General features: G+C 57.1%; 24 protein-coding genes. 9 read left to right on the forward strand and 15 right to left on the reverse strand.

All coding sequences use genetic code 11. The annotated features are described in order from the left end of the window. Positions 1-21: 21 nt before the first annotated feature. The 5 genes from AC2FLJ_RS01705 to AC2FLJ_RS01725 form a co-directional block, all read right to left on the reverse strand. Positions 22-813: an FAD binding domain-containing protein gene (locus AC2FLJ_RS01705; protein ID WP_496695323.1), complete on the reverse strand. Its 792-nt coding sequence runs from the start codon at positions 811-813 to the stop codon at positions 22-24. Between the two features lie 94 nt (positions 814-907). After that, a complete protein-coding gene (locus tag AC2FLJ_RS01710; protein WP_496695322.1) occupies positions 908-3,268 on the reverse strand; it encodes a xanthine dehydrogenase family protein molybdopterin-binding subunit in 2,361 nt (786 codons plus the stop codon). A gap of 79 nt (positions 3,269-3,347) precedes the next feature. Next, positions 3,348-3,833, reverse strand: coding sequence for a (2Fe-2S)-binding protein (locus AC2FLJ_RS01715; protein WP_109311614.1), 486 nt, complete (start codon positions 3,831-3,833; stop codon positions 3,348-3,350). A gap of 153 nt (positions 3,834-3,986) precedes the next feature. Next, the gene (locus tag AC2FLJ_RS01720; protein WP_496704292.1) at positions 3,987-4,988 is read right to left on the reverse strand and encodes a molybdopterin-binding protein; all 1,002 of its coding nucleotides are present in this window, start codon (positions 4,986-4,988) and stop codon (positions 3,987-3,989) included. Beyond that, complete coding sequence (locus AC2FLJ_RS01725) at positions 4,985-5,953, reverse strand: XdhC family protein (RefSeq protein WP_496704293.1); 969 nt, start codon at positions 5,951-5,953, stop codon at positions 4,985-4,987. The genes AC2FLJ_RS01720 and AC2FLJ_RS01725 overlap by 4 nt, the downstream gene beginning before the upstream one ends. A gap of 242 nt (positions 5,954-6,195) precedes the next feature. Between AC2FLJ_RS01725 and AC2FLJ_RS01730 the strand changes: the two genes are divergently transcribed. Then, positions 6,196-6,696 carry a hypothetical protein gene (locus AC2FLJ_RS01730; protein WP_082637106.1) on the forward strand — a complete coding sequence of 167 codons (501 nt, stop codon included), beginning with the start codon at positions 6,196-6,198 and terminating at the stop codon, positions 6,694-6,696. Between the two features lie 3 nt (positions 6,697-6,699). On the opposite strand, the gene AC2FLJ_RS01735 is transcribed toward AC2FLJ_RS01730, so the two are convergent. Together AC2FLJ_RS01735 and AC2FLJ_RS01740 are read right to left on the reverse strand one after the other, a co-directional pair. Then, positions 6,700-7,956: a vWA domain-containing protein gene (locus tag AC2FLJ_RS01735; RefSeq protein ID WP_496704294.1), complete on the reverse strand. Its 1,257-nt coding sequence runs from the start codon at positions 7,954-7,956 to the stop codon at positions 6,700-6,702. Beyond that, positions 7,956-8,864, reverse strand: coding sequence for an AAA family ATPase (locus tag AC2FLJ_RS01740; protein ID WP_496704295.1), 909 nt, complete (start codon positions 8,862-8,864; stop codon positions 7,956-7,958). The genes AC2FLJ_RS01735 and AC2FLJ_RS01740 overlap by 1 nt, the downstream gene beginning before the upstream one ends. Before the next feature lie 154 nt (positions 8,865-9,018). Here AC2FLJ_RS01740 and pyrC point away from each other — a divergent pair, with 154 nt between their 5' ends. Then, positions 9,019-10,056, forward strand: a complete 1,038-nt coding sequence (gene pyrC, locus AC2FLJ_RS01745; protein WP_496695316.1) for a dihydroorotase — start codon at positions 9,019-9,021, stop codon at positions 10,054-10,056. Here the strand turns inward: pyrC and AC2FLJ_RS01750 are convergent. Together AC2FLJ_RS01750 and AC2FLJ_RS01755 are read right to left on the reverse strand one after the other, a co-directional pair. Then, complete coding sequence (locus AC2FLJ_RS01750) at positions 10,053-11,348, reverse strand: MmgE/PrpD family protein (RefSeq protein ID WP_496704296.1); 1,296 nt, start codon at positions 11,346-11,348, stop codon at positions 10,053-10,055. The two genes, pyrC and AC2FLJ_RS01750, sit on opposite strands and share 4 nt — an antisense overlap. Before the next feature lie 37 nt (positions 11,349-11,385). Beyond that, complete coding sequence (locus tag AC2FLJ_RS01755) at positions 11,386-11,832, reverse strand: type II toxin-antitoxin system RatA family toxin (protein WP_496704487.1); 447 nt, start codon at positions 11,830-11,832, stop codon at positions 11,386-11,388. 71 nt (positions 11,833-11,903) lie between these two features. On the opposite strand from AC2FLJ_RS01755, the gene hpt reads away from it, so the two are divergent. Both hpt and AC2FLJ_RS01765 read left to right on the forward strand, forming a co-directional pair. Then, positions 11,904-12,446 carry a hypoxanthine phosphoribosyltransferase gene (gene hpt / locus AC2FLJ_RS01760; RefSeq protein ID WP_058271886.1) on the forward strand — a complete coding sequence of 181 codons (543 nt, stop codon included), beginning with the start codon at positions 11,904-11,906 and terminating at the stop codon, positions 12,444-12,446. 131 nt (positions 12,447-12,577) lie between these two features. Continuing rightward, entirely contained in the window at positions 12,578-12,937 is a 360-nt protein-coding gene (locus AC2FLJ_RS01765) for a hypothetical protein (protein ID WP_496704297.1), read from the forward strand. 4 nt (positions 12,938-12,941) lie between these two features. Here the strand turns inward: AC2FLJ_RS01765 and AC2FLJ_RS01770 are convergent, their stop codons facing one another. Further along, entirely contained in the window at positions 12,942-14,084 is a 1,143-nt protein-coding gene (locus AC2FLJ_RS01770; RefSeq protein WP_496704298.1) for an amidohydrolase, read from the reverse strand. Beyond that, positions 14,081-15,031, reverse strand: coding sequence for a lipoyl synthase (gene lipA, locus AC2FLJ_RS01775; protein ID WP_496695309.1), 951 nt, complete (start codon positions 15,029-15,031; stop codon positions 14,081-14,083). Before lipA ends, AC2FLJ_RS01770 begins: the two co-directional genes overlap by 4 nt. A gap of 263 nt (positions 15,032-15,294) precedes the next feature. Here lipA and AC2FLJ_RS01780 point away from each other — a divergent pair, with 263 nt between their 5' ends. Further along, complete coding sequence (locus AC2FLJ_RS01780; RefSeq protein ID WP_496695307.1) at positions 15,295-15,843, forward strand: peroxiredoxin; 549 nt, start codon at positions 15,295-15,297, stop codon at positions 15,841-15,843. A gap of 47 nt (positions 15,844-15,890) precedes the next feature. Here AC2FLJ_RS01780 and AC2FLJ_RS01785 read toward each other — a convergent pair whose 3' ends face one another. Both AC2FLJ_RS01785 and AC2FLJ_RS01790 read right to left on the reverse strand, forming a co-directional pair. Then, positions 15,891-16,814, reverse strand: coding sequence for a hydrogen peroxide-inducible genes activator (locus tag AC2FLJ_RS01785; protein ID WP_282168414.1), 924 nt, complete (start codon positions 16,812-16,814; stop codon positions 15,891-15,893). Between the two features lie 52 nt (positions 16,815-16,866). Continuing rightward, positions 16,867-17,976, reverse strand: coding sequence for a DUF6456 domain-containing protein (locus AC2FLJ_RS01790; protein WP_496695305.1), 1,110 nt, complete (start codon positions 17,974-17,976; stop codon positions 16,867-16,869). 240 nt (positions 17,977-18,216) lie between these two features. Here AC2FLJ_RS01790 and AC2FLJ_RS01795 point away from each other — a divergent pair, with 240 nt between their 5' ends. Continuing rightward, positions 18,217-18,516: a DUF6477 family protein gene (locus AC2FLJ_RS01795; protein WP_282168416.1), complete on the forward strand. Its 300-nt coding sequence runs from the start codon at positions 18,217-18,219 to the stop codon at positions 18,514-18,516. Here the strand turns inward: AC2FLJ_RS01795 and AC2FLJ_RS01800 are convergent, their stop codons facing one another. Together AC2FLJ_RS01800 and AC2FLJ_RS01805 are read right to left on the reverse strand one after the other, a co-directional pair. Then, complete coding sequence (locus tag AC2FLJ_RS01800) at positions 18,517-20,061, reverse strand: trimethylamine methyltransferase family protein (protein ID WP_058271464.1); 1,545 nt, start codon at positions 20,059-20,061, stop codon at positions 18,517-18,519. It abuts the gene before it with no gap. Between the two features lie 133 nt (positions 20,062-20,194). Next, complete coding sequence (locus AC2FLJ_RS01805) at positions 20,195-20,635, reverse strand: GNAT family N-acetyltransferase (RefSeq protein ID WP_282168417.1); 441 nt, start codon at positions 20,633-20,635, stop codon at positions 20,195-20,197. Positions 20,636-20,726: 91 nt separating this feature from the next. On the opposite strand from AC2FLJ_RS01805, the gene guaA reads away from it, so the two are divergent. From guaA to AC2FLJ_RS01820, 3 genes are all read left to right on the forward strand, one after another. Continuing rightward, positions 20,727-22,286 carry a glutamine-hydrolyzing GMP synthase gene (gene guaA / locus AC2FLJ_RS01810; protein ID WP_496695301.1) on the forward strand — a complete coding sequence of 520 codons (1,560 nt, stop codon included), beginning with the start codon at positions 20,727-20,729 and terminating at the stop codon, positions 22,284-22,286. Between the two features lie 66 nt (positions 22,287-22,352). Next, the gene (locus AC2FLJ_RS01815) at positions 22,353-23,063 is read left to right on the forward strand and encodes a hypothetical protein (protein ID WP_496704299.1); all 711 of its coding nucleotides are present in this window, start codon (positions 22,353-22,355) and stop codon (positions 23,061-23,063) included. 45 nt (positions 23,064-23,108) lie between these two features. Then, the gene (locus tag AC2FLJ_RS01820; RefSeq protein WP_496704300.1) at positions 23,109-23,804 is read left to right on the forward strand and encodes an FkbM family methyltransferase; all 696 of its coding nucleotides are present in this window, start codon (positions 23,109-23,111) and stop codon (positions 23,802-23,804) included. Positions 23,805-23,834 lie beyond the last annotated feature (30 nt).

A 23,834-nucleotide genomic window follows, 5' to 3' on the forward strand; every position in this document is an offset into this window, starting at 1 on the left:
GCTTTTTTGATAGTTTTGAGCTTACATGCAGGCTTCAATGGCCCGCTTGGTCATGACACTGACCAGATGCGCGCGGTACGCCTTGCTGCCGTGCAAATCGGCAATCATGTTCGCGGGATTGATGCTCAGCCCGGTCAATGCATCCTGCCGAAACTCCTTGTTCAGGGCTTCCTCTGCCTCGGACCAGCGGAACACACCATCCTCACTGGCCCCTGTTACCGAAACGCGAACACCGTCGGCGAAACGTGCCAGATACACTCCGACCAGCGCAAAGCGCGATGCGGGTTGCAGGAACTTCTGATAGCTGGCCGCTTGTGGCACCGGGAAATTGACCGTGGTGATGATCTCACCTTCCTCCAAGGCTGTACTGAACAAACCCTCGAAGAAATCATCCGCTGCGATTTGGCGCGTATTGGTGATGATCGTCGCACCTGATCCCAAAGCGCCCGCCGGATAGCACGCTGCCGGATCATTGTTGGCCAGTGAGCCACCGATTGTTCCTCGATTGCGCACCGCTGGATCGCCGATCTGCCCAGCCAGTGCGGCCAGCGCCGGATAGCTGCCGGCGGCCTCTGACGCCACCGTTGCGTGGGTTGTTGCGCCACCAATGGCGACCGACCCGTCATCCTCGATGCAGACCCCCTGCATGTCGGGAATCCCACCCAGCGACACCAGCGTAGACGGCGCTGCCAATCGCTGTTTCAGCGTTGGGATCAGCGTCTGGCCGCCCCCCAACGCCTGTGCATCCTCGCCACCCAGCGCCGAAACGGCGTCAGCAACGGTCGAGGGCTTTTCAAACTCGAAATTGTACATTTCGCTTTCCTTTCCGAAAGGCGCGGATCCGCCCTTCATCTGGCTAAAAATATCCCGAGGGTCTGGGGGCAGAGCCCCCAGGCCACCCGACCAATCAGCTGTTCATCGCCGCCCAGACACGTGACGGGCTCACCGGCATATCGATGTGATCGACCGCCTTGCCGCCCGAGTTCAGCGCATCCAGCACCGCATTGACCACCGCCGGCGGCGAGCCAATTGCACCGGCTTCACCGCAGCCCTTCACACCCAACGGGTTATGCGTACAGGGCGTCTGGCTGGAATGATCGACACCATAGAAAGGCACGTCATCCGCGCGCGGCATCGCATAATCCATGAAAGACGCGCTCAGCAACTGACCGTTTTCATCATAGGCACAATTCTCCAGCAAAGCCTGCCCTATGCCCTGACCAATGCCGCCATGGACCTGACCGTCGACAATCATAGGATTGACGATGTTGCCAAAGTCATCTGCGGCGTTGAAAGCCTCGACGGTCACCTGACCGGTCTCTGGGTCAACCTCGACCTCGCACGCGTATGCACCGGCCGGGTAAGTGAAATTGGCCGGGTCGTAAAACGCGGTCTCCTCCAACCCGGGTTCAACTTCCAGCGGATAATTGTGCGGTACGTAAGCCGTCAGGGTTACATCGCCCCAGGCTACCGACTTGTCGGTGCCCGCGACGCTAAACTGACCGTCTTTCAGTTCAATATCCGCCTCTGAAGCTTCCAGCAGGTGGGCGGCGATCTTCTTGGCCTTCTCGATTACCTTCTCGGTCGCTTTGACCATGGCCGAACCACAAACGGCCAACGAGCGCGAGCCATAGGTGCCCATGCCAAACGGGATCTTTGAGGTGTCGCCATGCACGATCTCGACCATCGACTCGTCGATACCGATCATATCGGCCACAACCTGCGGGAAGGCTGTCTCATGCCCCTGCCCGTGGCTGTGTGCGCCCACCATGACGCTTATCGAACCGGTGGCGTTCACCCGAACAGTTGCGGCATCATAAAGACCCGCGCGGGCCCCCAACATGCCGACGATGTTCGAAGGCGCGATACCGCAGGCCTCGATATAGCAATTGATGCCCAGACCACGCAGCTTGCCGTTAGCTTCGCTTTCGGCCCGACGCGCGGCGAAACCCGCCAGATCGGCAGCGACCTCAAGCTTGTCCATCGTCCCGTTGTAATCCCCGGTGTCATAGGTCAGTGCGACCGGAGTGTCATAGGGGAACTGAGTGATAAAGTTCTGACGGCGCAGGGCAATCGGATCAACACCCAACTCGCGTGCAGCTTTATCCACGACACGTTCCAGCTGATAAGTCGCCTCGGGACGGCCAGCGCCACGATAGGCGTCCACCGGAACCGTGTTGGTGAACATCGCCTTCACATTCACCTGAATGACCGGTGTCTTGTAGTTACCTGCCATCAAGGTACCGTGCAGCCAGGTCGGAACCGAGCTGGAGAAGGTCGACAGATACGCACCCAGATTGGCGTATGTGTTCGTGCGCAGACCGATGAAGTTGTTGTCTGCATCCAGCGCCAGTTCGATCTTGCTGACATGGTCGCGGCCATGGGCATCGGACATGAACGCCTCGGACCTGCTTGAGGTCCACTTGACCGGGCGATTGCAGGCCTTGGCGGCAAAGGTGCAGAACGCTTCTTCCGCATAGTGGAAAATCTTGGTTCCAAAACCACCACCCACATCCGGGGCCACCACGCGCACTTTATGTTCGGGCAGGCCCAGAACAAAAGCACACATCAGCAGACGGATCACATGCGGGTTTTGCGACGTGGTGAAGAGCGTGTATTCGTCCGTACCACGCTTGTACTCACCCACCGCCACGCGCGGCTCCATCGGGTTGGCGACGAGACGGTTGTTGACCAGATCCAGCGTCGTTACGTGGGCTGCATTGGCAAAGACCTCATCGACCTTGGCGTCGTCCGTCTCACCCAATTGCCAATCATAGCAGATGTTGTTCTTCAGATCGTCGTGAACCAGCGTCGACCCATCCTGAGCAGCAGCTTTCATGTTCATGACAGCCGGCAGTTCTTCGATGTCCAGATCGATCGCCTCGGCCGCATCACGGGCCTGTTCGAGGCTGTCTGCCACAACGGCCGCAATCGGGTCGCCCACATGGCGCACCTTGCCTTGTGCCAAAATGGGGTGCGGCGGCTCCTGCATCGGCGCGCCATGCTTGTCGGTCACTTCCCAACCGCAGGGCATCCCGCCCACGCCTTCGAAATCCTTGCCGGTGAAGACCTTGACCACGCCCGGCATAGCTTCGGCCGCCGAAGTGTCCAGGGATTTGATCCGTCCATGCGCGATGTCGGACCGTAGGAAATGTACATAGGCCTGGCCATGTACGTTGATGTCGTCGGTATAATTGCCCGCTCCCGTCAGAAAGCGTACGTCTTCACGCCGCTTGGAACTGGCTCCGATGCCACTGTCTTTGGGCATTGCTTGTTCTCCTCCCATAAACGGATGCTGTGCATCCTATGTCTTCCCACGGGCGCTTCATCGGACGCCCGCAGCGGCATCATTCGGCAGCGATGCTGCTGACGTCCTGACCAGATGCGGCCATGATCGCCTTGACAATGTTGTGGTAGCCGGTGCAACGGCACAGGTTGCCTTCCAGATACTTGCGCACCTCGGCCTCGGTCGGGCGCGGGTTTTCTTTCAGCAGTGCTGCAGCACTCATGACCATTCCCGGTGTGCAGAAACCGCATTGCAGGCCGTGATGGTCCTGAAATGCCTGCTGAATCACGTTCAGCGAGCCATCTTGGTTAGCCTGGCCTTCGATCGTGCCCACATCAGCCCCGTCTGCCTCAAGCGCCAGCATATTGCAGGACTTCACGGCCTCGCCGTTCACATGAACAACACACGCGCCGCATTGCGCTGTATCGCAACCCACATGAGTGCCAGTGAGATTGAGATTCTCGCGTAGAAAACCGGACAACAACGTCCGCCCTTCCACCTCACCGCTCACGGTCTTACCGTTCACGGTCATTGAGACCTTGGTCATAAGATCCTCCCCTATTGGCTTTTATCGCTGTCGCCGAGTTAAACACGGGAAAATTTGTTTGAGAACAAAAATATTTAGCGCCAATATCCGACGTTCGTAGGGGTCGTCTTTTCTATCTCAGCCGCCTAAGAAGAAAAGCTAAAATCTGCCACATCACCTTTTGCGCGACGCGCGTGGTTGCGGCCGCGTCGGGATTTCTTTCAACAGCCCGCCAACCCCCATCCCAGCAATGTCCGCGCCGGTTGTTTCGATGCCGCAAGCAACCCGCGACAAGACCCAATCCGCACCGTTCAATGCAGGCGAACGGGCGCATCCGGGCAATCCGATTACTGGCCTTGGGCCGAGTGTTCCAAGAAACAGCAGATTACCGGGATCGACTGGCATGCCGAACCTATCAACCTGACCGCCAGCCGCCCGCACGGCCTGAGGTGCAACATCAAAAACATCAGATGTGGCAGAGCCGGTCAGGATCATCACAATGTCACCGGCAGCCTCTGAAATAGCCTGCGACAGCGGTTCGGCTTTGTGTGGAACGATCCGTACATCGCTGAGGTCCATGCCAAGAGTTTCCACTCGGCCGCGAATGGCTGCGATCCCCTTTTCGTTGGGGGGACCGCCCGGAATATCCGTTACGATCAGCCCTGCCGTTTTATGTACCGGTGCCACCAGACGAATCGAGGCCCTAGCCAGACCAGCGGCCTGCACGACGTCATCCTTTGGAACGGCGTAGGATATCACCTTGATCGTGGCGACCATCCCACCCGGGCCCATCTGTTGATATTGCGGCACCGTCGCTACTGTGATCATAGGATTAACGCAGTTGAACTTCTGCAGGGCCGCAACGTCCAATTCGACAACACCCGGCCCGTCGGCCAGCAGGTTCACGCGCCCGGTGAACGGCTGCGTTACCCGTAATCCGGCGGCATCTGGATCAGGCGCAAGTGCAGCGGCCAACATTTCAGCGGCCTCGTCCTCGTGGCAATCGCCGGGCTCAAGCTGCGCAACCGTGACCTCATCATATCCAGCTGCACCCAGATGAGCCGCATGTTCGGCAGTCAGCAGCAATCCTTTGCGCAACTTGGCATCCTGAACCTGGACGGAGTGTGCAAGGATCGCGCCGGTGGCCTCGGCGACAGGAACGGGACCGAATTTCACGCCTTGCCCCGCAGCACGGCCGTCATCTGGGCGAGGATGGCCACCGCGATCTCGGAGGGATCCGCCGCGCCGATGTCCAATCCAATCGGTCCGTGGATCTGGGCAATCTGTTCGTCCGTAAAACCCGCTTCTTTCATGCGAGCAACCCGCTTGGCATGGGTACGCGTGGACCCCAGAGCCCCGATATAAAACACGCCCGCCTTCATGGCGGATTCCAAAGCCGGGTCGTCCAATTTGGGGTCATGCGTCAGCAAGACAACAGCGGTTCGCGTGTCCATGCCCAGCTTGGCGACCGCCTCGTCCGGCCAATCAGTCAGGATGGTTTCGCCCGGGAAACGGGCACCAGAGGCAAAGGCATCGCGCGGGTCGATGATGGCCGGATCATATCCGGCGATCCGGGCCATCGGAACCAGCGCCTGCGCAATGTGCACTGCTCCCACAATTATCAATCGCAGCGGAGGGTTGTGGACCGCAACAAATGTCTGTCCGTCCTCCTCAAAACCTGATCGGTCCATGCGCATTCGGTTTGAATAGGCTTTGCGGCGTAAAGCCCGATGACCGGTCTCGGTATTAACTTCATAGGCCACCGGTTCCCGCTGTGCGCGGGCTTTGACCAGATCACGCAACATGGAATCTGGCAGGACCGAACCGATAGGTTCTACTAAAACGCGGATCGTTCCTCCGCAGGCCAAACCCACAGCAAATGCATCCTCGTCACTGACACCAAATTCCAACAGACGTGCCTCACCTTCGTCCATCGCTTCAAGCGCTTCGACGATGACCGCGCCTTCGACACAGCCGCCGGATACCGACCCTTCGATGCGACCATCTGCGGCAATCACCAACTGTGCGCCGACGCGGCGCGGCGCGCTGCCCCAGGTTTCAACCACCGTGGCCAGAGCGGTTGGGTTACCCTCGGAATGCCATTTCAGGGCCGTCTCTGGGCTGTTGTCGAATCTGTCCATTGCACCCTCCCGGCGTGTTCTGAACCAACATAGGCAGGTTTGGCGCAATGAAAAGTAAGCCTTAAGGCGAATACCGGATGTTCGACCTGTCTGTTAAACTCAGAATTGCATCGGCGTATACAAGCCCAGATTGCCAAGCAGCCCACAAATCATTGATTGCACCCGGCCCAGAATCTAGCCTACATGCGTAGCTGCTGCATTCCAGTATGCGCATATTAATTTTTGACAATGGAGACAGAGAGTTGAAACGCATTTTTACACTCGGAATGGCACTTGGCCTGTTCACCGCAAGCGTTGCATCCGCAGACACGTTCCTGCGTTATGGCGAGGTTGAAGGTTGGAAAGTATTTATTGACGAGGACAAGAAATCCTGCCTGATCGAAGCTGTTGATGACGCTGAAAACGTCGTTCAGATGGGCCTGACCGAAGATCGTGGTGTTGGCTATGTTGGCGTGTTCACCAAAGCCAAGACCGATATCAAGCGTGGCGAGAAAGAAGCCGTGGCGGTCCTGCTGGGCGACAATATCTATGTCGGCGAAGCGACCGGAATGAAGGGTAACATCACCAAGGGTTACTCTGGTGGGTACGTCCTGTCTGACGATCCCCAATTCGCCGATGACCTCGCCAAGCAAAAGGTTATGGTTGTGTTCCCGGAAAAGGAATTTGCCTTCACCGTTGATCTGACCGGTACTTACAAAGCCATGGAAATGGCCCGCAAGTGTAACGAAGAACAGCTGAGCTGATACTCAGTCGGAAAGCGCGGACAACAACCGCGCTTTCTCACCCACGTCATCGGGTTTTGAGATGACATTGGCCAGATCTTCCAACGACGCGATCGAGTGACCAGCACGGAAGCTGTCCACATGCGGCAACATGGCTGCGACGCCTTGCGCTTTGGGCGCGAACCCATCCCACCGCAGCAATGGATTCAACCAGATCAGACGGCGCGCGGACAGGTGCAGACGCTCCACCTCTTTACCCAACGCCTCGGGGTCTCCGCGATCCAGCCCGTCCGAGATCAATAGGACCACAGCACCCTGCCCCATGACCCGCCGCGACCAATCGCGGTTGAACGCATGCAGACACTCGCCAATCCGCGTCCCCCCTTCCCAATCCTGCGCCTCGGCCCCGGCGGCGGCCAGCGCGGCATCTACGTCGCGCTGCTGAAGATGGCGAGTGATGTTGGTCAGGCGCGTCCCGAACGTAAACGCATGAACCTTGGCCCAGCCCGCCCCTTTGGCATTCGAAACGGCATGAAGGAAATGCAGAACGACCCGACTGTATTGGCTCATTGACCCCGAAATATCGCAGAGTACAACAAGGTTGGGCCATCGCGGCTTGGGCTTGAGCTTGGCAATGTCGCGCAACTCTCCCCCCTGCCGCATCGCCGCGCGCAGCGTTCGCGCCCGATCGATACGATGGCCCAAATGGCTGGACTGACCACGTCTGGATTCTATCGGCTTTACCGGCAGAGCAAGCCGCGACAGCATGCGCTTGGCTTGCGCGATCTCGGCGGTGCTCATCTGCTCAAAGTCCAGACTGCGCAGGCGTTCCTCGGAGGACGCCGTTTGCGAGGCGTCGATCTCTAACTCAGTCTCCTCTTCCTGCTCAGCCACCTCGGGCAGATCACGTTCGACCCCGTCCAACAACGCCTCGGCCGCGCGCTTTTCGGCCGCGTCAGCCTTGCGTTCTTCCTGTACGCCACGGATGGCCGGCAGCATCATCGACATCATGTGTTCAAGATATCGGGGGTCACGCCAATAGAGGCGAAAGACCTGCGCAAATACAGTGCGGTGTTCCGGGCGGTTCACAAAACAGGCGTGCAGTGTCCAATAGAAATCCTGTTTTTCCGTGAACCCCGCCGCTTGTACCGCGCGAATGGCGTCAACAACGCGCCCAGTTCCGATCGGCAACCCGGCTTTACGCAACGCCCGCGCAAAATGAGTGATGTTCTGCGCCAGCTTGGGGTTGTCAGGAATGTCGATCGGAAGCTGTTCAGCCATCAGGCTGGTTCCAGCGACGCTTTGGCTTGATCCAGTATTCGTTTGGCCTCGGACCCCTGCAATTTCTGGATGTCGTCCTGATATTTCAAGATCGCACCCAAGGTATCACCGATGACTTCGGGGCTAAGGTTGATGACGTCCAGCGCAAGCAGGCATTTGGCCCAATCTATCGTCTCAGCCACACCCGGTTTCTTGAACAAGTCTTCGGTGCGTAGATGCTGAACAAAGGCCACGACCTCACGACTAAGCGCTTCGGCAGCTTCCGGCGCGCGCGCGTGCAGGATTTCGATCTCTCGGTCGAAATCGGGGTAGTCGACCCAATGATAGAGGCAGCGTCGTTTTAGTGCATCATGCACTTCGCGTGTGCGGTTCGAGGTGACGATCACGATGGGCGGCTCCGGTGCTTTGACCGTGCCCAGTTCAGGAATCGTGACCTGAAAATCGCTGAGCGCCTCAAGCAAGAAGGCCTCGAACGGTTCGTCCGTGCGATCAAGTTCGTCGATCAGCAGGACCGGCGCACCATGTTCGTCCGGGCGCATTGCCTGCAGCAGCGGGCGTTCAATCAGGTACTCGTCCGAGAATAGCTCGGTCTGCAATGTGCCCCGATCCGCCCCGCCCGAGGCTTCGGCCGTGCGGATCGCCACCATCTGCGCCGGAAAATTCCATTCGTAAACAGCGGAAGAGGCATCCAGACCTTCGTAGCATTGCAACCTGATCAGGCGACGATTCAGTCCGGCGGCAAGGGCCTTGGCGATCTCAGTCTTGCCCACCCCGGCCTCACCTTCCAGAAACAGTGGTCGGCCCAGTTTCAGGGACAGAAACACCACCGTCGCCAGCGCGCGCCCGCAGACATAGCCCTGTGAACCCAACATGGATTGAACGGCGTCGATGGAATCTGGCTGTGTCATGTTTCGATCTCTCCCTTGGCACAACAGGTCATGGGCGCTCGCGCGCGTCAAGGCCGTGTTCTTTCCGGGACTTACGACGATCGGACTGATTGACAAGGTCTGGGACCGAATTGAAGGTCTTTCACCGCCGGGTCCGCTGTGCTAGCGGAAGGCCATGACCGATACCCTCACGATCCGCCGCCCCGACGACTGGCATCTGCACCTGCGCGATGGCGCGATGTTGCAGGCCGTCCTGCCCGAAACCACGCGTCATTTCGCCCGCGCGATCATCATGCCGAACCTTGTGCCGCCCGTCGTGCGCGGCGATCAGGCCGCCGCCTATCGCGACCGCATATTGGCCGCGCTGCCTGAAGGCATGACGTTCGAGCCGTTGATGACCCTGTACCTGACCGAGGATACGGACCCCGATGATATGGCAGCAGCCAATGCCAGCGGTCTGGTCAAAGCGGTCAAACTGTACCCGGCGGGCGCAACGACCAACTCTGCCTCAGGCGTGCAGGATTTCGACAAAGTGCGTCCGGTGCTGGAGAAGATGGCCGAGATTGGCCTGCCCTTGTGCGTACATGGTGAGGTCACCGACGCCGAGATCGACATTTTTGACCGCGAAGCTGTATTCATCGACCGTGTTCTGGATCCGATCCGCAAGGCCACTCCCGGACTGCGTGTGGTGATGGAGCACATCACGACCGCGAACGGTGTCGATTACGTCAAATCCAATAACAAGGATCTGGGTGCAACGATCACGGCACACCACCTGATTATCAACCGCAACCATATCCTCGTTGGTGGAATCAAGCCGCATTACTATTGCCTGCCTGTCGCCAAGCGTGAAGAACATCGACTGGCTCTGCTGGCGGCTGCAACCTCGGGCGATGCGCGGTATTTCCTGGGTACTGACAGCGCACCCCACACCGACGCCAACAAGGAAATGGCCTGCGGGTGTGCGGGATGTTTCACGGCGACCAATACAATGTCACTTGTGGCCGAGATGTTTGACCGCGAGGGCGCTTTGGATAAGCTGGAAGGCTTTGTGTCTCTGAACGGCCCGGCCTTCTATCGCCTTCCGGTGAATGAGGAAACCATCACCCTGACCAAAGGCGAACCGGTGGAATACCCGGACAAGATCGACTGCGAAGATGGTCCGGTCACAGTGTTTGAACCGGGTTTCCCGCTACACTGGCGCGTGACTTAACCCGCCAGCAAAGCAGACAAATCGCGGACGCGGCCTCCGGTGCGAAGCATCGACCAGATCGCGTCCGCGTCCTCTGCTCCAATCAGCTTGTTGGCTTTGCCGCGCACGCGGTCCTCACGGTCCGACAGGGTCATCGGGGCCAACAGGTCATGCGTGGCCTCGCGCCTTGCCCCATCCCGGCGCAACAAGGTCAGCTGCGCCTGCGTTTCTGACAAACTGTCATCCTCTTCGACAGAGACTCGGTCCCGCAAGGATACCAGTCGCGGGTCGGCGCATGTCTTGTCCGAATAGCTGCCCGGCAGGGCCGTATCATAGCCAAGAGCCTGCATCGCAAGCACCGTCCGATATGAGAACTTGGCACCAAGGCCAGTTGTCGGGGAAGTCTGGTTGCAGACACTCATCCACCTTGGATGCGTCTTGATCTTGATCTCGGCGACTTCCGGTTCGGCGATATCCAGGTCGCGTGCAGCCTCAAGCGCGGCGTGCAATCCGTGGCAACAGGCATGAAACTTGTGACTGACGCTTTCAAAAAGCCATTCCGCACCCAGCCCATCCAATGAGGCTGCAATGTCTGATTGTCCTTTATGTGTCGCGCCAAATCCATAAGACCCTTCCAGCGCGTCTGAATTGGGATCGAATCCCGATGCCACCAACAAAGCTGCCTCAACCCCGGCAGAGGCCGCCAGACCCGCGTTATAAGGCTTACCCATCGTTCCGAATTGCGCCTTTAGACCGGCCGCCCGAGTCGCCGTCAGGCCCAGAACTTTTCGCATCTGTTCGACGTCAAACCCCAGTATGCGCCCTGCAGCGACAGCCGCACCAAATGCGCCAGACGTTGCTGTCTGGTGAAAGCCTGCCTGATAGTGATCGCGCCCCAACCAGAGGCCGATCCGAATGGACGTCTCCATCCCAACCAGCGCGGCCTCAAGGAAATCGACCAGAATACGGTCGTCCCATTCGCTTATGGCCAGCGCCGCCGGAAGGACGGCAACCGATGGGTGGCCAATATGGGCGAAATGCGTATCATCATAATCTAGAGCATGCGACACGGTTCCGTTTACCAATGCAGCACCGCGCAGGGGTGCCCCACCTCCACCAAAAAGGCGCGCTTGTTCCGCACCCTCTTCGCCAAGCACAAGGTCGCGCACTGTCCGGGAAACAGGCTCATCAACTCCGGCACGCCCGACAGCAATCCAGTCCAAAACAGAAAGAGACGTAACGACCCGCGTCTGCAAAGTCGTCTTAATTGGCCCCGCCGCGAAGGCTGCCAGTGATGTGGTAAAATCGGTCATGGGCGCAGTCTAGCGACCGACAACCCGGGGTAAAGACCTAGCTGTACAAGTCCTTCGCGCGGGTCTCAAAGGCTTGAACGATCCGATGCATGGCCTCGTTAAAGACCACGCCGATAATCCCTTGCAGGATCGCGTTCTTGAATTCGAAATCCACGTGGAACGCGATGTTGCATCCGCCATCGTCGGCGTCGGCGAACTGCCAGTCGGATTTCATGTATTTGAATGGGCCGTCCAGATATTCGGTGTCGATTCTTTTCTGATCGGCAAACAATGTCACTCGGCTGCCGAACCGTTCGCGAAACACTTTGAACGAGATCACCAAGTCTGCCTCCATGACCTGCGCCTCACCCGCCGCATAGGTCCGACGAATGCGGGCGGCTGCGCACCACGGCAGAAACTCGGGATACTTTGTCACGTCCGCGACCAGCTCGTACATCTGCTGAGCAGTGTAAGGAAGGTGACGTGTTTCCGAATGAGTAGGCATGGCGTCCGGTTTTTCAGGTGACAATGGCGCGTCATGTCGTATGTTGCGCGCCAAAGATCAAGGGGGCAGCGATGAGCGACCGCGCATATGTGATAGATACGATGATCTCGGCCAAGGCGATTGCAGCCCGAATCGAGGAATTATGCCGCGAAATCACCGCGGAATTCGGAGATACCGACAAGCTGATCGTGGTCGGCCTGCTGCGCGGCAGTTTCGTCTTCATCGCGGATTTGGTGCGCGAGCTGGACCTGCCGATCGAAGTCGATTTCCTCGAAGTATCCTCGTATGGAGACGCGATGGAAAGCAGCCGAGAAGTACGCATTCTCAAGGACTTGCGCGGTGCGATTGAAGGGCGCGATGTTTTAGCGGTCGAGGATATCGTCGACACGGGCCACACGCTGAACCACGTTACAAAACTCTTGCGCAGCCGCAAGCCAAGCCGACTTAAGTCCATTGCCTTGCTGGACAAACCCAGCCGGCGCGAGGTCGATTTCCGTTCCGATTGGATCGGCTTTGAAATTCCGGACGAATTTGTTGTGGGTTACGGGATCGACTACGCGCAGCGCAATCGCAACCTGCCGTTTATTGGTAAGGTTCGTTTTGTCGAAGACTGAGAGGGGCAAAAACAAACCCAGATTCCAATAGTCAAAGTAGCTGCGCACCCTTGCATTCACTTAATTGAATACCATTGGACAACGCCCTCAACAACAGATTACCCTCCGACCATCTTGGGAGGATTCTGCTTATGAAAGTAATGTCTATTGGGCTTCTGGCGACTTGCGCAGTCGCCGCAACGGTTGGTCTTGCGGACGCAAAAGACAACAAGGGCAAAGGGAAAGGCCCAGACAAGTCGAAAATCGAAAAGTCGATAAAGACCAATAATGGCGTTGGTGTACCGCCCGGACAGATCAAGCGTTATACGCGAGGTCAGAAACTCCCTAACGATCTGAATTTTGATTATCTTGATGACCTGGGCGGCTGGAAGTTGAAGCCTTTACCCGCCGGTCAGCGATATATCCGCGTGGATGACGAAATCCTGTCAATATCAGATGACACTAAGACAGTCATTGATGCCGTTGGAATAGTGAGCGATCTCGTAAACTGAAGTTTCAGCCATTAAGTGATCGAATTGCGGCAACAAATACGTCTACTCCTACCGGGATAAGTGCGTCTGGGAAATCATAGTCAGGGTTATGCAATTGCGGATGATCCTGCCCCGACCCAAGCCAAAACATGGCCGTTTTCGCGCCTTTCCCAAATTGCCCAAAATCTTCCGAGAATTTTTGCGGCGTCTCTGTTGAATGGCACGCTACTCCACGCTCGGCGCAGGCTGTTGCGATGATGCTCACCGCGTCGCTGTGATTGACGCAGGCCTCGAAGACATCATCATAGGTGATCTCAAACTCCAGACTGTCGGCGGATGCGGCGCGGCGCGCCAGCGCCTCGGCCTCGGTCATCAGCGTCCGCATCCGGGCATCTGAAACGGTGCGCAAGGTTACCCAGATCTCGGCCTGCCCCGGAGCGACGCCGAAAGTCGGCTCTCCCAAACGAGCATGCGTCACAGTTGTCAGCGCAAAATCGGCATCCAACGCGCCGCCCGCGCCCAAACCTGCCAGTTGCAACATCAATTCAGACATTGCCCGAGCCGGGGAATTCCCATCCTGAGGCGCAGCCGCATGGGATGTCTTGCCGGTCAGGATGATCTTCATCCCGCGCGAGGCGCAGTTAGCCGAACCCTGGCATAACTCAACGGCGCCAAGTTCCAATCCCGGCAGATTGTGCAGAGAGAACACGTAGTCCGGCGCGATCTGCGCGAATTGGGGGTCCGTGCGAAAGGCGATGGCGCCCTGCCCGGTTTCCTCAGCCGGTTGAAAGATCAGAACCACCCGACCCTTATTAGGTCGCTGTCGCGCCAAGTCTTCGGCAACGCCAAGCACCATCGTCATGTGCCCATCATGGCCGCACAAATGCCCTTTGCCCGGAACCTTCGACACATAGGGGTGCGTGCCAAGTTCTTGAATCGGCAGTCCGTCCAACTCGCACCGGATACCCACGGTCGGCCCAGCTTGCCCACTGTCAAAAACCGCGGCAACACCGTGCCCCCCCAGTCCGGTAAGCACATGGTCCGCACCGAATCCCTGCAACAGCTCTGTCATGCGGGCAGCGGTATCGTGCTCCTGCCCGGAAAGTTCGGGATATTGGTGCAGGTTGTGGCGCAGGCGTGTCAGCCGCGCGTGCGCTTCGGGTGTCACCCCTGTTCCAGCTTTTTCTGGCGAGCCTCACGCAACCGGGCAAAGTCATCGCCCGCGTGATAGGATGACCGGGTCAGTGGTGTCGCGGACACCATCAGGAACCCTTTGCCATAAGCTGCCTTTTCATAGGATGCGAACTCTTCCGGCGTCACGAACCGATCCACACCATGGTGCTTGGGCGTGGGCTGCAGATACTGGCCGATGGTTAGAAAGTCGATATCGGCGGCGCGCATGTCATCCATGACCTGCCGGACTTCTTGCTCATTCTCACCCAAGCCGACCATGATTCCTGATTTAGTAAAGATCGACGGGTCCAGCTCTTTGACGCGCTGCAACAGCCGCAGCGAGTGGAAATAACGCGCACCGGGACGCACTTCGAGGTACAGACCGGGTACGGTTTCCAGATTGTGGTTGAACACGTCCGGCTTGGCCTCGACGACAGTTTCAAGAACGGAAGAGTCACATTTCAGGAAATCAGGTGTCAGGATTTCAATGGTCGTCTTCGGCGACCGGTGCCGCACCGCGCGTATTGTCTGTGCGAAATGATCGGCACCGCCGTCCTTCAGATCATCGCGGTCAACAGATGTGATCACGACGTGGTTCAAACCCAGCTTTTCAACCGCATACGCCACGCGCCCCGGTTCAAACGCATCCAACGAGTCCGGACGTCCTGTCGCAATGTTACAGAAGGTACAGCCGCGCGTGCAGATCTCGCCCATGATCATCATGGTGGCGTGGCCCTGGCTCCAGCATTCGCCAACATTTGGGCATCCGGCCTCTTCACAGACAGTGACCAGATTATTTTCACGCATGATCTTGTGCGTCTCGGCATAACCCTTTCCGCCGGGGGCCTTGACGCGTATCCACTTGGGCTTCTTAGGCTGCGCATTGTCTGGACGATGCGCTTTTTCGGGATGACGTTGTTCTGGGATCTTCAGATCACGCACGGCTGGCTTTCCTGACTTTGGGTCAATTTGCTTTGCCCTAACATAATACGCCCGCGCAGACTATGCCACCCGGGCATACCCGCCATGCATAGCAGGTTTGCAACCGAAGAAGCCGCGCCGCGCTTCAAACATAGTAGCAGGATTTATCTTATGTTTACTGTTACTTAAAGTTATATCGCAAATGCAGCATTTCTGGCGTTGAAGGCGGTTTAGAACTGTTTTAAGTCACCATTAATTCTAATGTGAATCACAGGAGCCCGTAGATGAAAACCGGCGCAAAACTGCCTTCCGTTACCTTCCACACCCGTGTCCGCGACGAAGCAATCGAAGGATCCAACCCGTTCCGTTGGGAAGACAAAACAACCGCGGATTACTTCGCAGGCAAGCGCGTCATCCTGTTTTCCCTGCCCGGTGCTTTCACACCCACATGCTCTACCTTTCAACTGCCCGGTTTCGAAAACGGGTATGCCGATTTCGCTGCCAAGGGCATCGATGAAATCTACTGCATGTCCGTGAATGACAGCTTTGTCATGAACAAATGGGCACAGGATCAGGGCCTTAAAAACGTCAAAGTCATCCCTGACGGTTCGGGCGAATTTACCCGCAAAATGGGCATGCTGGTCGACAAGGAAAACTTGGGCTTTGGCATGCGTTCGTGGCGCTACGCTGCCATCGTAAAGGATGGTGTGGTCGAAGCTTGGTTCGAAGAGCCCGGACTGATGGACAACTGCCCAGAAGACCCCTATGGAGTTTCGTCCCCAGAAACCCTGATGAAGCACCTGGAAGAAGCCAAAGAACCGGCACTGGCATAACAATTGTCAGGCTGACGTATCAAAGGCTCGCCTCAGGCGGGCCTTTTTTAATGGCGGGTCGCGGTTACGATATCATCGCCAACACGCCGGATGACTTCCGCAAGACTGTCGAACCAGTCTTCATGTCCCGTCGAAAGGCGCCGGACCAACCCCACCGTCCGCGCAGGCTGCGGTGCCCCGAACCGCATGAGCTTGAGCCCCGGAACAGCTTCGGTCTCCGAGCGGGCCGCGAGTTCAGGCATGAGTGTCAGACCAAACCCTTCCGCAACCAGTCGCGACAGGGTAGCCAATGAGGACGCCCCCATATTGATCAAACCGCTGCTTCTGTCTTGACCACAGACCTCAAGAGCCTGATCCGTCAGGCAATGTCCGTCATCCAGCAACATCAACTGCGCGGTCTGCAGATCCACCGGGCGCAAGGCATCCGGGTCTGAGTGTACTGTCCCAAGCCGCCCCGCGCTTCCGGCAAGCAGAAAGCGATCCTCGAAAAGCGGCAATTCGAACAATTCGCTGCCACCGGCCGGCAAGGCCATCACACCGGCATCGATTTCCCCGGCCCGCAGCATGGCCAGCAAGCGCTCGGTCCGTGCCTCGCGGATCTGCACTCGCAAGGAGACATCGGCTGTGCGCAGCCCGGCAAGCACTCCAGGCAAAAGATAAGGCGCAATTGTCGGGATGATTCCAATCGCCAAAGACCGATGCCCAACGGAATGATCCTTTGCGAACTGGTCCAGCCTGTCTGCCGCGCCTAGCACCTGACGGGCGTAGTCCAGCACGTCGCGCCCCAACGGCGTCAGCAGTATGTCGCGGGCCTGACGTTCGAACAGCGGCCCGCCCAAGGTCTCTTCCAACGCTTTGATTTGAACCGACAGCGCGGGTTGTGAGACATGGCAGACCTGCGCCGCACGACCAAAATTGCGCTGATCTGCCACCGCATTGAAATACTGAAGCTGCCTGAGGGTAAAATTCATAGGCAATTCCTATCACTACCCCCTGAAACCTCAACTGCGAATTATGGAATTTCTACCCAATCAGGCGAGTTTTCTCTGCTTGATCTTCGTAATGGCGCTTTAGACGTTGCAAGGCGATGCGCAACACGATCTTCCCGGAACGCGCCGACCACCCCATGCGTTTTTCGGCTAATTCGAGCCCCTCAAGGTAACAGCAGCACCGCAGTGCCACGTCGCTTAACCCCGGTCCCAGATCCGACAGGGCACGTTCAACCCGAGCGCGCGCGTCTGAGGACCCCTGCCCAGCATACGTTCCATTTGCGAAACTTCCCCGCCCCCCGGCCGTTAGAAAGTGATCCCAGTTTTGGGCAACCTGCGGACCGATCTGCGACAGTTCAAAGTCTTCGCGCAGCCGTTCGCCAGCGCCGACCAGAGTTTCGTCGAGAAAGGGCTTTCCGTCCTTGTCCCGCCTGCGCGCCAACGCGATCAGCGGGCTTTCGGCGGCACTGTAGCGAATACGTCTGGCACCGTGCGGCAACATTTCCTGTCTTTGTTCTCCATGCGGCTGAAACGGCGATTGCGCCTCGGCCATGCCGAACTCGTTTCTGGCGCGAGCTTTGTTCTCGGCCTCGGCGATCAGTTGGCTTAAGGCCGACCGCCCAGCGGAAGAGATGCGATACCGTGAAATACGTCCGGGATTATCGCAGGATATCCAATCATTCAGAGCCAGCGCTTGCGCAATCGTGCAATCGACGACCGCAGTTCTTGCGGTCCCGCTGTCGCCGGTGTTCCGAACGACCACAGCCTTGTCCATCTCTTCCGCCACAGCCAGAACCGCGCCGGTTTCGCAAAGGCGGCGCAGTATTCGAAGAGCTTCGCGGTTAAACTCATCGTCCTTGCTTGCTGCATCGTTGGCCTGAATACCCAAAGCCTCGTTCAGGGACCCAGTACGCCCCTGTTGATCCGTGAAATGGTCCTCTGCCAGCGCTTGCAGAGCAGCATCCACCAATGGATCGTCCCGGCGCATTTCAATACGTCGGATCTGTCTGAGTATGGTTGACGCATGGCACCCCACGGATCGCGCGATGTCGCGGATCGATTGACCGGTTTCGGTATGCGCCAGGTATCTCTGCGCCCCTTCAGGCACCCACGCCGGAATGGTGAAAGCCATGTTTTCTTGCATAGTTACTTGCCCTCGTCGACAAAACAATCGGTTCTCAATCGCCCCCGGTGAATGTGTTAACCAATTCTAACTAGAGCCGCTTTCGTTACTCGTTCGTTAACCGGGACAGACAACAACCAGATTTGATTCAAAATCATAAACACTCATGAAGTCAGAGTTCGGAGGGAACCCACACAAGGCAACACTCGCTTAAGCTGTGTGACAAATGGCTATCTTCTGTTCAACCAAGGGATCAACGAAATGCAGGACCTGATGACCATGATTACAACGCTCCGCCGCCCACGCCTGTTGGCTCGGGCCGCAAAAATTGGGGCGCAGGAGTATGATCGGGACCGGCATCTTCAACGTGTTCTGGGATACGGATCACTGCCCGGCACAGGGTCTGCATTGGTTCGTCTGTTGGAATTGGAACGAGAGGTAAACGCCCAAAGACTGGCCGAAGACGCCGCCTATTCGCTGGTCCGCCATCTGGACCTGCTGATTGCGCTATTGGGCGAGGCGCAACTGTTCAAAGCCAGTCGCGCCACGCAGTATCAATGATCAGGTGAAGGCATCCGGCATGGATGCTTTCTTTTCCGCCACGTATGCGTTCAATGCTTCGTTGACGGCGGGGTCGAGTTGCGGTTGTTGGTAGTTGGCCAGCAGATGCTCGACCCGCGACGTGGCCAGTTGACGTGTGTCGCGCCCGCCTTCGTCTTCCCAAGTCTCAAAGGGTTTGTAATCCAGAACCTCGGACTTCCAGAACGCTTCTTTAAAATTCGCCTGCGTATGGGCACAGCCCAGATAGTGACCGCCCGGGCCAACTTCGCGGATCGCATCCATCGCCTGCGCGTTTTCATCATAGGCCACGCCCTTGGCCAGACCGTGCAGAACGCCCAACTGGTCGGCATCCATGACGAACTTTTCGAAGTCTGCAACAAGACCGCCTTCAAGCCAGCCGCACGAGTGCAGCATGAAGTTCACGCCAGCCATCAGCCCCATATTCAGTGAGTTTGCGGTCTCATAGGCCGCCTGTGCATCAGGCAGTTTCGAGCCGCAGAACGACCCGGCCGAGCGGAACGGCAGGTTCAGACGTCGCGCCAGCTGGCCCGCACCGTAGGTAACCATCGATGCCTCGGGCGTACCAAATGTCGGCGCGCCAGAGTTCATATCGATCGATGACACAAAGGCACCGAAAATCGCAGGCGCGCCCGGACGGATGATCTGACTATACGCCACGCCAGCCAGAACTTCGGCCAAAACCTGCGTCAGTGTCCCGGCAATCGAAACAGGCGCCATCGCACCACCCACGATAAAGGGCGAGATGATGCAGGCCTGATTGTTCTTCGCATAAACTTCCAGCGCGCCCATCATCACGTCGTCGAAGGTCATCGGCGAGTTGATGTTGGTCAGCGAGGTCATCACTGTGTTTTCCTGAACGAACTCTTTGCCGAACAGAATCTCACACATCTCAACCGAATCCTGCGCACGGCTGGGATCGGTGACCGAGCCCATGAACGGCTTGTCCGACAAGGTCATGTGCGCCATCAGCATGTCAAGGTGACGCTTGTTCACCGGAATATCTGTCGGTTCGCACACGGTCCCGCCCGAATGGTGCAACCACTTGGACATATACGCCAGTTTAACGAACTTGTTGAAATCTTCCATGTTCGCATAGCGACGGCCACCTTGGGCGTCCCGCACAAAGGGTGGGCCGTACACCGGGGCCAGAACCAGATTGCGGCCACCGATGACAACCGATTTCTCGGGGTTACGGGCATGCTGCGTGAATTCGCTGGGCGCTGTTTTGATCAGCTGACGCGCCAAACCGCGCGGAATGCGGACGCGTTCACCATCGACATCGGCGCCAACATCTTTCCAGCGCTGCAACGCGGCTGGGTTGTCGACAAAGTTCACGCCGACTTCGGCCAGAATGGTTTCCGCATTGGTTTCGATGATCTCCAACGCTTCTTCGTTGAGAACCTCGAAGTTCGGAATATTCCGTTCGATGTATTTCGCCGTTTCGATGCGAACCGCGGTACGTTCGGCCCGGCGGGCGGCGCCACCGCCACCTCTTGCCCGACGCCGGGTGTTTGCCTCTGCCATGAGAAGATCCCGTCTATTGGTTGGTTTGATCAGTTTGTTACAGCAAGCATTTGGGGCAATGCATCTAATTTACGGCGCTATAGGGGGAAAAGCGACATCCGCAGGAACCAAAACCGTCAGGCACTTGCTCTAATCACTCAAGTTCCTTCTCCATAAGGATGGTCTTGCCGCTCACCTCTTTCTCGTGCCAGCCCAAGTAGAGGTACATGGAGACTGTCGCTTGCATCAATTTATGCGTTCGCAACCTGAGCTTAGCGGTGCCCGTTCCCTTGGCTTCTTGTTCAGCTATTCCGATCAACCGCCTCGCCAACCCTGCCCCTTGTGCCTTTGGCGATACGGCAAGGTTAAAGATCATCACCGCAGAATCGACCTGGTCAAAAACAATAAACCCGACGATGTCTTCATCCTGCGTGGCAACCCAGGCCTGATGCGCGACGATGTCGTCGCCAACGCCGTCCGTGACATCGGGCAGATCAGGAATATCGCGAAGTGCATCCGCATAGGCCGCTGCAATACAGGTTGTGACGGCTTCGGTATCAGCGGCACTTGCGCGGCGTAGTTTGATCTCGGGCATCTCGCGCTCTTTCTGTATTATCCTGAGGCTCAATTGCACAAATGACGTCATAGCGCTTGCACATGCAAGCCTTGCGACCTAATAGCCAACCATGACCCAAGACACCCATGACCGCCTTCTGATCATCGACTTCGGCAGCCAGGTTACGCAGCTTATTGCGCGCCGCCTGCGCGAGCTGAATGTCTATTGCGAAATCCACCCCTATCAAAAAGTCACGATGGACTTTGTGCGGGAAATGGCCCCCAAGGCCGTGATATTCTCGGGCGGTCCTGACAGTGTGACACGTGAGGGTTCGCCCCGTGTACCGCAGGAGATCTTTGATTACGGCGTTCCAATCCTTGGCATCTGCTACGGCCAGCAGGTGATGATGCACCAGCTGGGCGGTAAGGTTGAAAGCGGACACGGCACGGCCGAGTTTGGGCGTGCGTTTGTGACCCCCAACCAAAAGCTGGATATTCTGGACGGCTGGTTCACCGATGGCGATGAACAAGTCTGGATGAGCCACGGCGACCATGTCAGCGAAATCGCGCCCGGTTTCACCGTTTACGGCACCTCCCCCAACGCACCTTTCGCGATTACAGCGGACAGCAACCGTCACTTCTATGCGGTTCAGTTCCACCCCGAAGTGCACCACACACCCAAGGGTGCAAAACTGTATGAGAATTTCGTCAAACTTGCCGGGTTCAAGGGCGATTGGACCATGGGTGCCTATCGCGAACAAATGATCGAAAAGATCCGCGAGCAGGTCGGCGACAAAAAGGTCATTTGCGGTCTGTCCGGTGGTGTCGACAGCTCGGTCGCGGCGATCCTGATCCACGAGGCAATCGGCGATCAGCTGACCTGTGTATTCGTGGACCATGGCTTGCTTCGCAAGAACGAGGCCGAAGAAGTCGTCGGCATGTTCCGCGATAATTACAACATCCAGCTGATCCACGCGAACGAAAGCGATCTGTTCCTTGGTGAACTCGAAGGTCAAAGCGACCCCGAGACCAAGCGCAAGATTATCGGCAAGCTGTTCATCGACGTGTTCCAGAAACACGCTGACACCATCGATGGTGCAGAGTTTCTGGCGCAAGGCACGCTGTATCCGGACGTCATTGAATCGGTGTCCTTCTCGGGCGGCCCCTCGGTCACGATCAAATCGCACCACAACGTTGGCGGACTGCCAGAGAAAATGGGCCTGAAACTGGTCGAACCATTGCGCGAGCTGTTCAAGGACGAGGTTCGCGCCCTAGGCCGCGAACTGGGCCTGCCGCAGAGCTTTATTGGTCGTCACCCTTTCCCCGGTCCCGGTCTGGCGATTCGCTGCCCCGGTGAGATCACCCGCGAAAAGCTGGACATCCTGCGCGAAGCGGATGCGGTCTATATCGACCAGATTCGCAAGCACGGCCTTTATGACGAAATCTGGCAAGCCTTTGTCGCGATTCTACCGGTTCGCACCGTTGGCGTCATGGGCGACGGGCGCACTTATGACTACGCTTGCGCCCTGCGTGCGGTGACATCGGTGGATGGTATGACGGCTGACTATTATCCATTCAGCCACGAATTCCTAGGCGAAACGGCTACGCGGATCATCAACGAAGTCAAGGGCATCAATCGCTGTACCTATGACATCACCTCGAAACCTCCGGGCACGATTGAGTGGGAATAGACGCCAGTTTGTGTCAATTGTGCGCGTTGAGAACATTTAATCCACTTTCATCAGCGAGGGGCCTTCATGACGAACACCCATTTCTGGATATTGCGAAAGGTCCTGAAACGTGCGTCGAAAGCGTCACTGGAACAGGTCAAAACCTACCGGATTCTGGGTGAAACTTATGGCCAATACAATTCCATAGAAAACTGGGACTGCCGCGATGGTGAGGGCCGTGAAATCCCGTGGTACACATATCCGGCCATCGAATACCTGGACAGCTTCGATCTGAACGGCGTTCGCGTTCTGGAATATGGCAGCGGGAACTCTTCGATCTACTATCTGAATGCAGGTGCAGAGGTAACGTCGGTCGAAAACGACAAAGGCTGGTTTGACAAGATTTCTGCTTCTCTCGCCGACAAACCGCATTTCACCTATTTCTTCGAGCGGGAAAAAGCGCAATATGTTGAACGCGATGAAATACGAAATGCCGATATCGTCGTCATCGATGGGCGCTATCGCAACGCCTGCGCCAGATTTGTTCGGGAACAGTTCCAGCAGAAACGGATAGATCCGACAATGATTGTGTTCGACAATTCGGACAGGCACCCGGACTGCATCGCCTTGCTGGACGAGGCCACAGGCTGGAACAGATGCGATTTCAACGGCTTCGGCCCGATAAATTCCTATACATGGACCACATCGGCCTATCTCAATCCATCGCGGCAACTGCCGAGAAAGAAACCTTTGGCCCCTATAGGTGGGCTGGGCATTCTGAGCGCCGACGACAGCTAGGACGCTGCGGATGCGATGCCGCCGACACACGATAGGATGGGCGTTGTGAAAATACTCAACAAGATCAGAAATTCGGTTTCAAAGCGTCTCAACCCACAAAATACCAGATATTATGGGCTGAACACTCTGGATCAGAAGCTTGAGCCCTATCTGGATTTCGACAACGGTTCCTTTGTGGAACTCGGGGCCAATGACGGCGTCACGCAATCCAACACCTACTATTTCGAGAAAGAGCGGGGATGGCAGGGTGTCCTGATCGAACCGGCACCGCATAACTTCCTTAAATGTTTCTCTCTACGTGGAAGTCGGAGCAAGGTTTTTTGCAATGCCTGCGTCGAATTCGGATTTCCCGATCGTCTGATCGAGATGGTTTACGCAAACCTGATGAGCGTCAGTGTCGGACAGGAATTAGACCTTGCGGATCGAAGCGAGCATTTAAAGAATGCCCAGCTACATATGAAAGAAACCGAGGTCAGTTTCTCTTTCGGCGCGGTCGCGCGCCCGCTCAACGAAATTCTCATCGAGGCTGAAGCCCCCAGCAGAATAAACCTGCTGTCTCTGGATGTCGAAGGGGCGGAACTGAATGTTCTGAAGGGGATTGATCATGACCGGTTTCGCTTTGATTTTATGTTGATCGAGTGCCGGGACCTGGATCGACTGCAGGGATTTCTGGGCACCGTTGGCTACAAATTGGAAACCGCCCTGAACCAGCAGGACTATCTTTTCCGCAACAACCGATAGGCTCAATCCATGCTCTTACGTCTAACGCGG

This window comes from Ruegeria sp. CDSA034, assembly GCF_059612275.1.

What these genes read in the sequence shown, in the direction of transcription:
- AC2FLJ_RS01740 (WP_496704295.1), bottom strand. Translation starts at nt 8,864, where the DNA reads ATGACACAGCCAGATTCCATCGACGCCGTTCAATCCATGTTGGGTTCA.
- AC2FLJ_RS01790 (WP_496695305.1), bottom strand. Translation starts at nt 17,976, where the DNA reads ATGCAAGAAAACATGGCTTTCACCATTCCGGCGTGGGTGCCTGAAGGG.
- AC2FLJ_RS01735 (WP_496704294.1), bottom strand. Translation starts at nt 7,956, where the DNA reads ATGGCTGAACAGCTTCCGATCGACATTCCTGACAACCCCAAGCTGGCG.
- AC2FLJ_RS01795 (WP_282168416.1), top strand. Translation starts at nt 18,217, where the DNA reads ATGCAGGACCTGATGACCATGATTACAACGCTCCGCCGCCCACGCCTG.
- AC2FLJ_RS01815 (WP_496704299.1), top strand. Translation starts at nt 22,353, where the DNA reads ATGACGAACACCCATTTCTGGATATTGCGAAAGGTCCTGAAACGTGCG.
- AC2FLJ_RS01800 (WP_058271464.1), bottom strand. Translation starts at nt 20,061, where the DNA reads ATGGCAGAGGCAAACACCCGGCGTCGGGCAAGAGGTGGCGGTGGCGCC.
- AC2FLJ_RS01725 (WP_496704293.1), bottom strand. Translation starts at nt 5,953, where the DNA reads ATGGACAGATTCGACAACAGCCCAGAGACGGCCCTGAAATGGCATTCC.
- AC2FLJ_RS01755 (WP_496704487.1), bottom strand. Translation starts at nt 11,832, where the DNA reads ATGCCTACTCATTCGGAAACACGTCACCTTCCTTACACTGCTCAGCAG.
- AC2FLJ_RS01715 (WP_109311614.1), bottom strand. Translation starts at nt 3,833, where the DNA reads ATGACCAAGGTCTCAATGACCGTGAACGGTAAGACCGTGAGCGGTGAG.
- AC2FLJ_RS01785 (WP_282168414.1), bottom strand. Translation starts at nt 16,814, where the DNA reads ATGAATTTTACCCTCAGGCAGCTTCAGTATTTCAATGCGGTGGCAGAT.
- hpt (WP_058271886.1), top strand. Translation starts at nt 11,904, where the DNA reads ATGAGCGACCGCGCATATGTGATAGATACGATGATCTCGGCCAAGGCG.
- pyrC (WP_496695316.1), top strand. Translation starts at nt 9,019, where the DNA reads ATGACCGATACCCTCACGATCCGCCGCCCCGACGACTGGCATCTGCAC.
- AC2FLJ_RS01805 (WP_282168417.1), bottom strand. Translation starts at nt 20,635, where the DNA reads ATGCCCGAGATCAAACTACGCCGCGCAAGTGCCGCTGATACCGAAGCC.
- guaA (WP_496695301.1), top strand. Translation starts at nt 20,727, where the DNA reads ATGACCCAAGACACCCATGACCGCCTTCTGATCATCGACTTCGGCAGC.
- AC2FLJ_RS01705 (WP_496695323.1), bottom strand. Translation starts at nt 813, where the DNA reads ATGTACAATTTCGAGTTTGAAAAGCCCTCGACCGTTGCTGACGCCGTT.
- AC2FLJ_RS01710 (WP_496695322.1), bottom strand. Translation starts at nt 3,268, where the DNA reads ATGCCCAAAGACAGTGGCATCGGAGCCAGTTCCAAGCGGCGTGAAGAC.
- AC2FLJ_RS01750 (WP_496704296.1), bottom strand. Translation starts at nt 11,348, where the DNA reads ATGACCGATTTTACCACATCACTGGCAGCCTTCGCGGCGGGGCCAATT.
- AC2FLJ_RS01780 (WP_496695307.1), top strand. Translation starts at nt 15,295, where the DNA reads ATGAAAACCGGCGCAAAACTGCCTTCCGTTACCTTCCACACCCGTGTC.
- AC2FLJ_RS01765 (WP_496704297.1), top strand. Translation starts at nt 12,578, where the DNA reads ATGAAAGTAATGTCTATTGGGCTTCTGGCGACTTGCGCAGTCGCCGCA.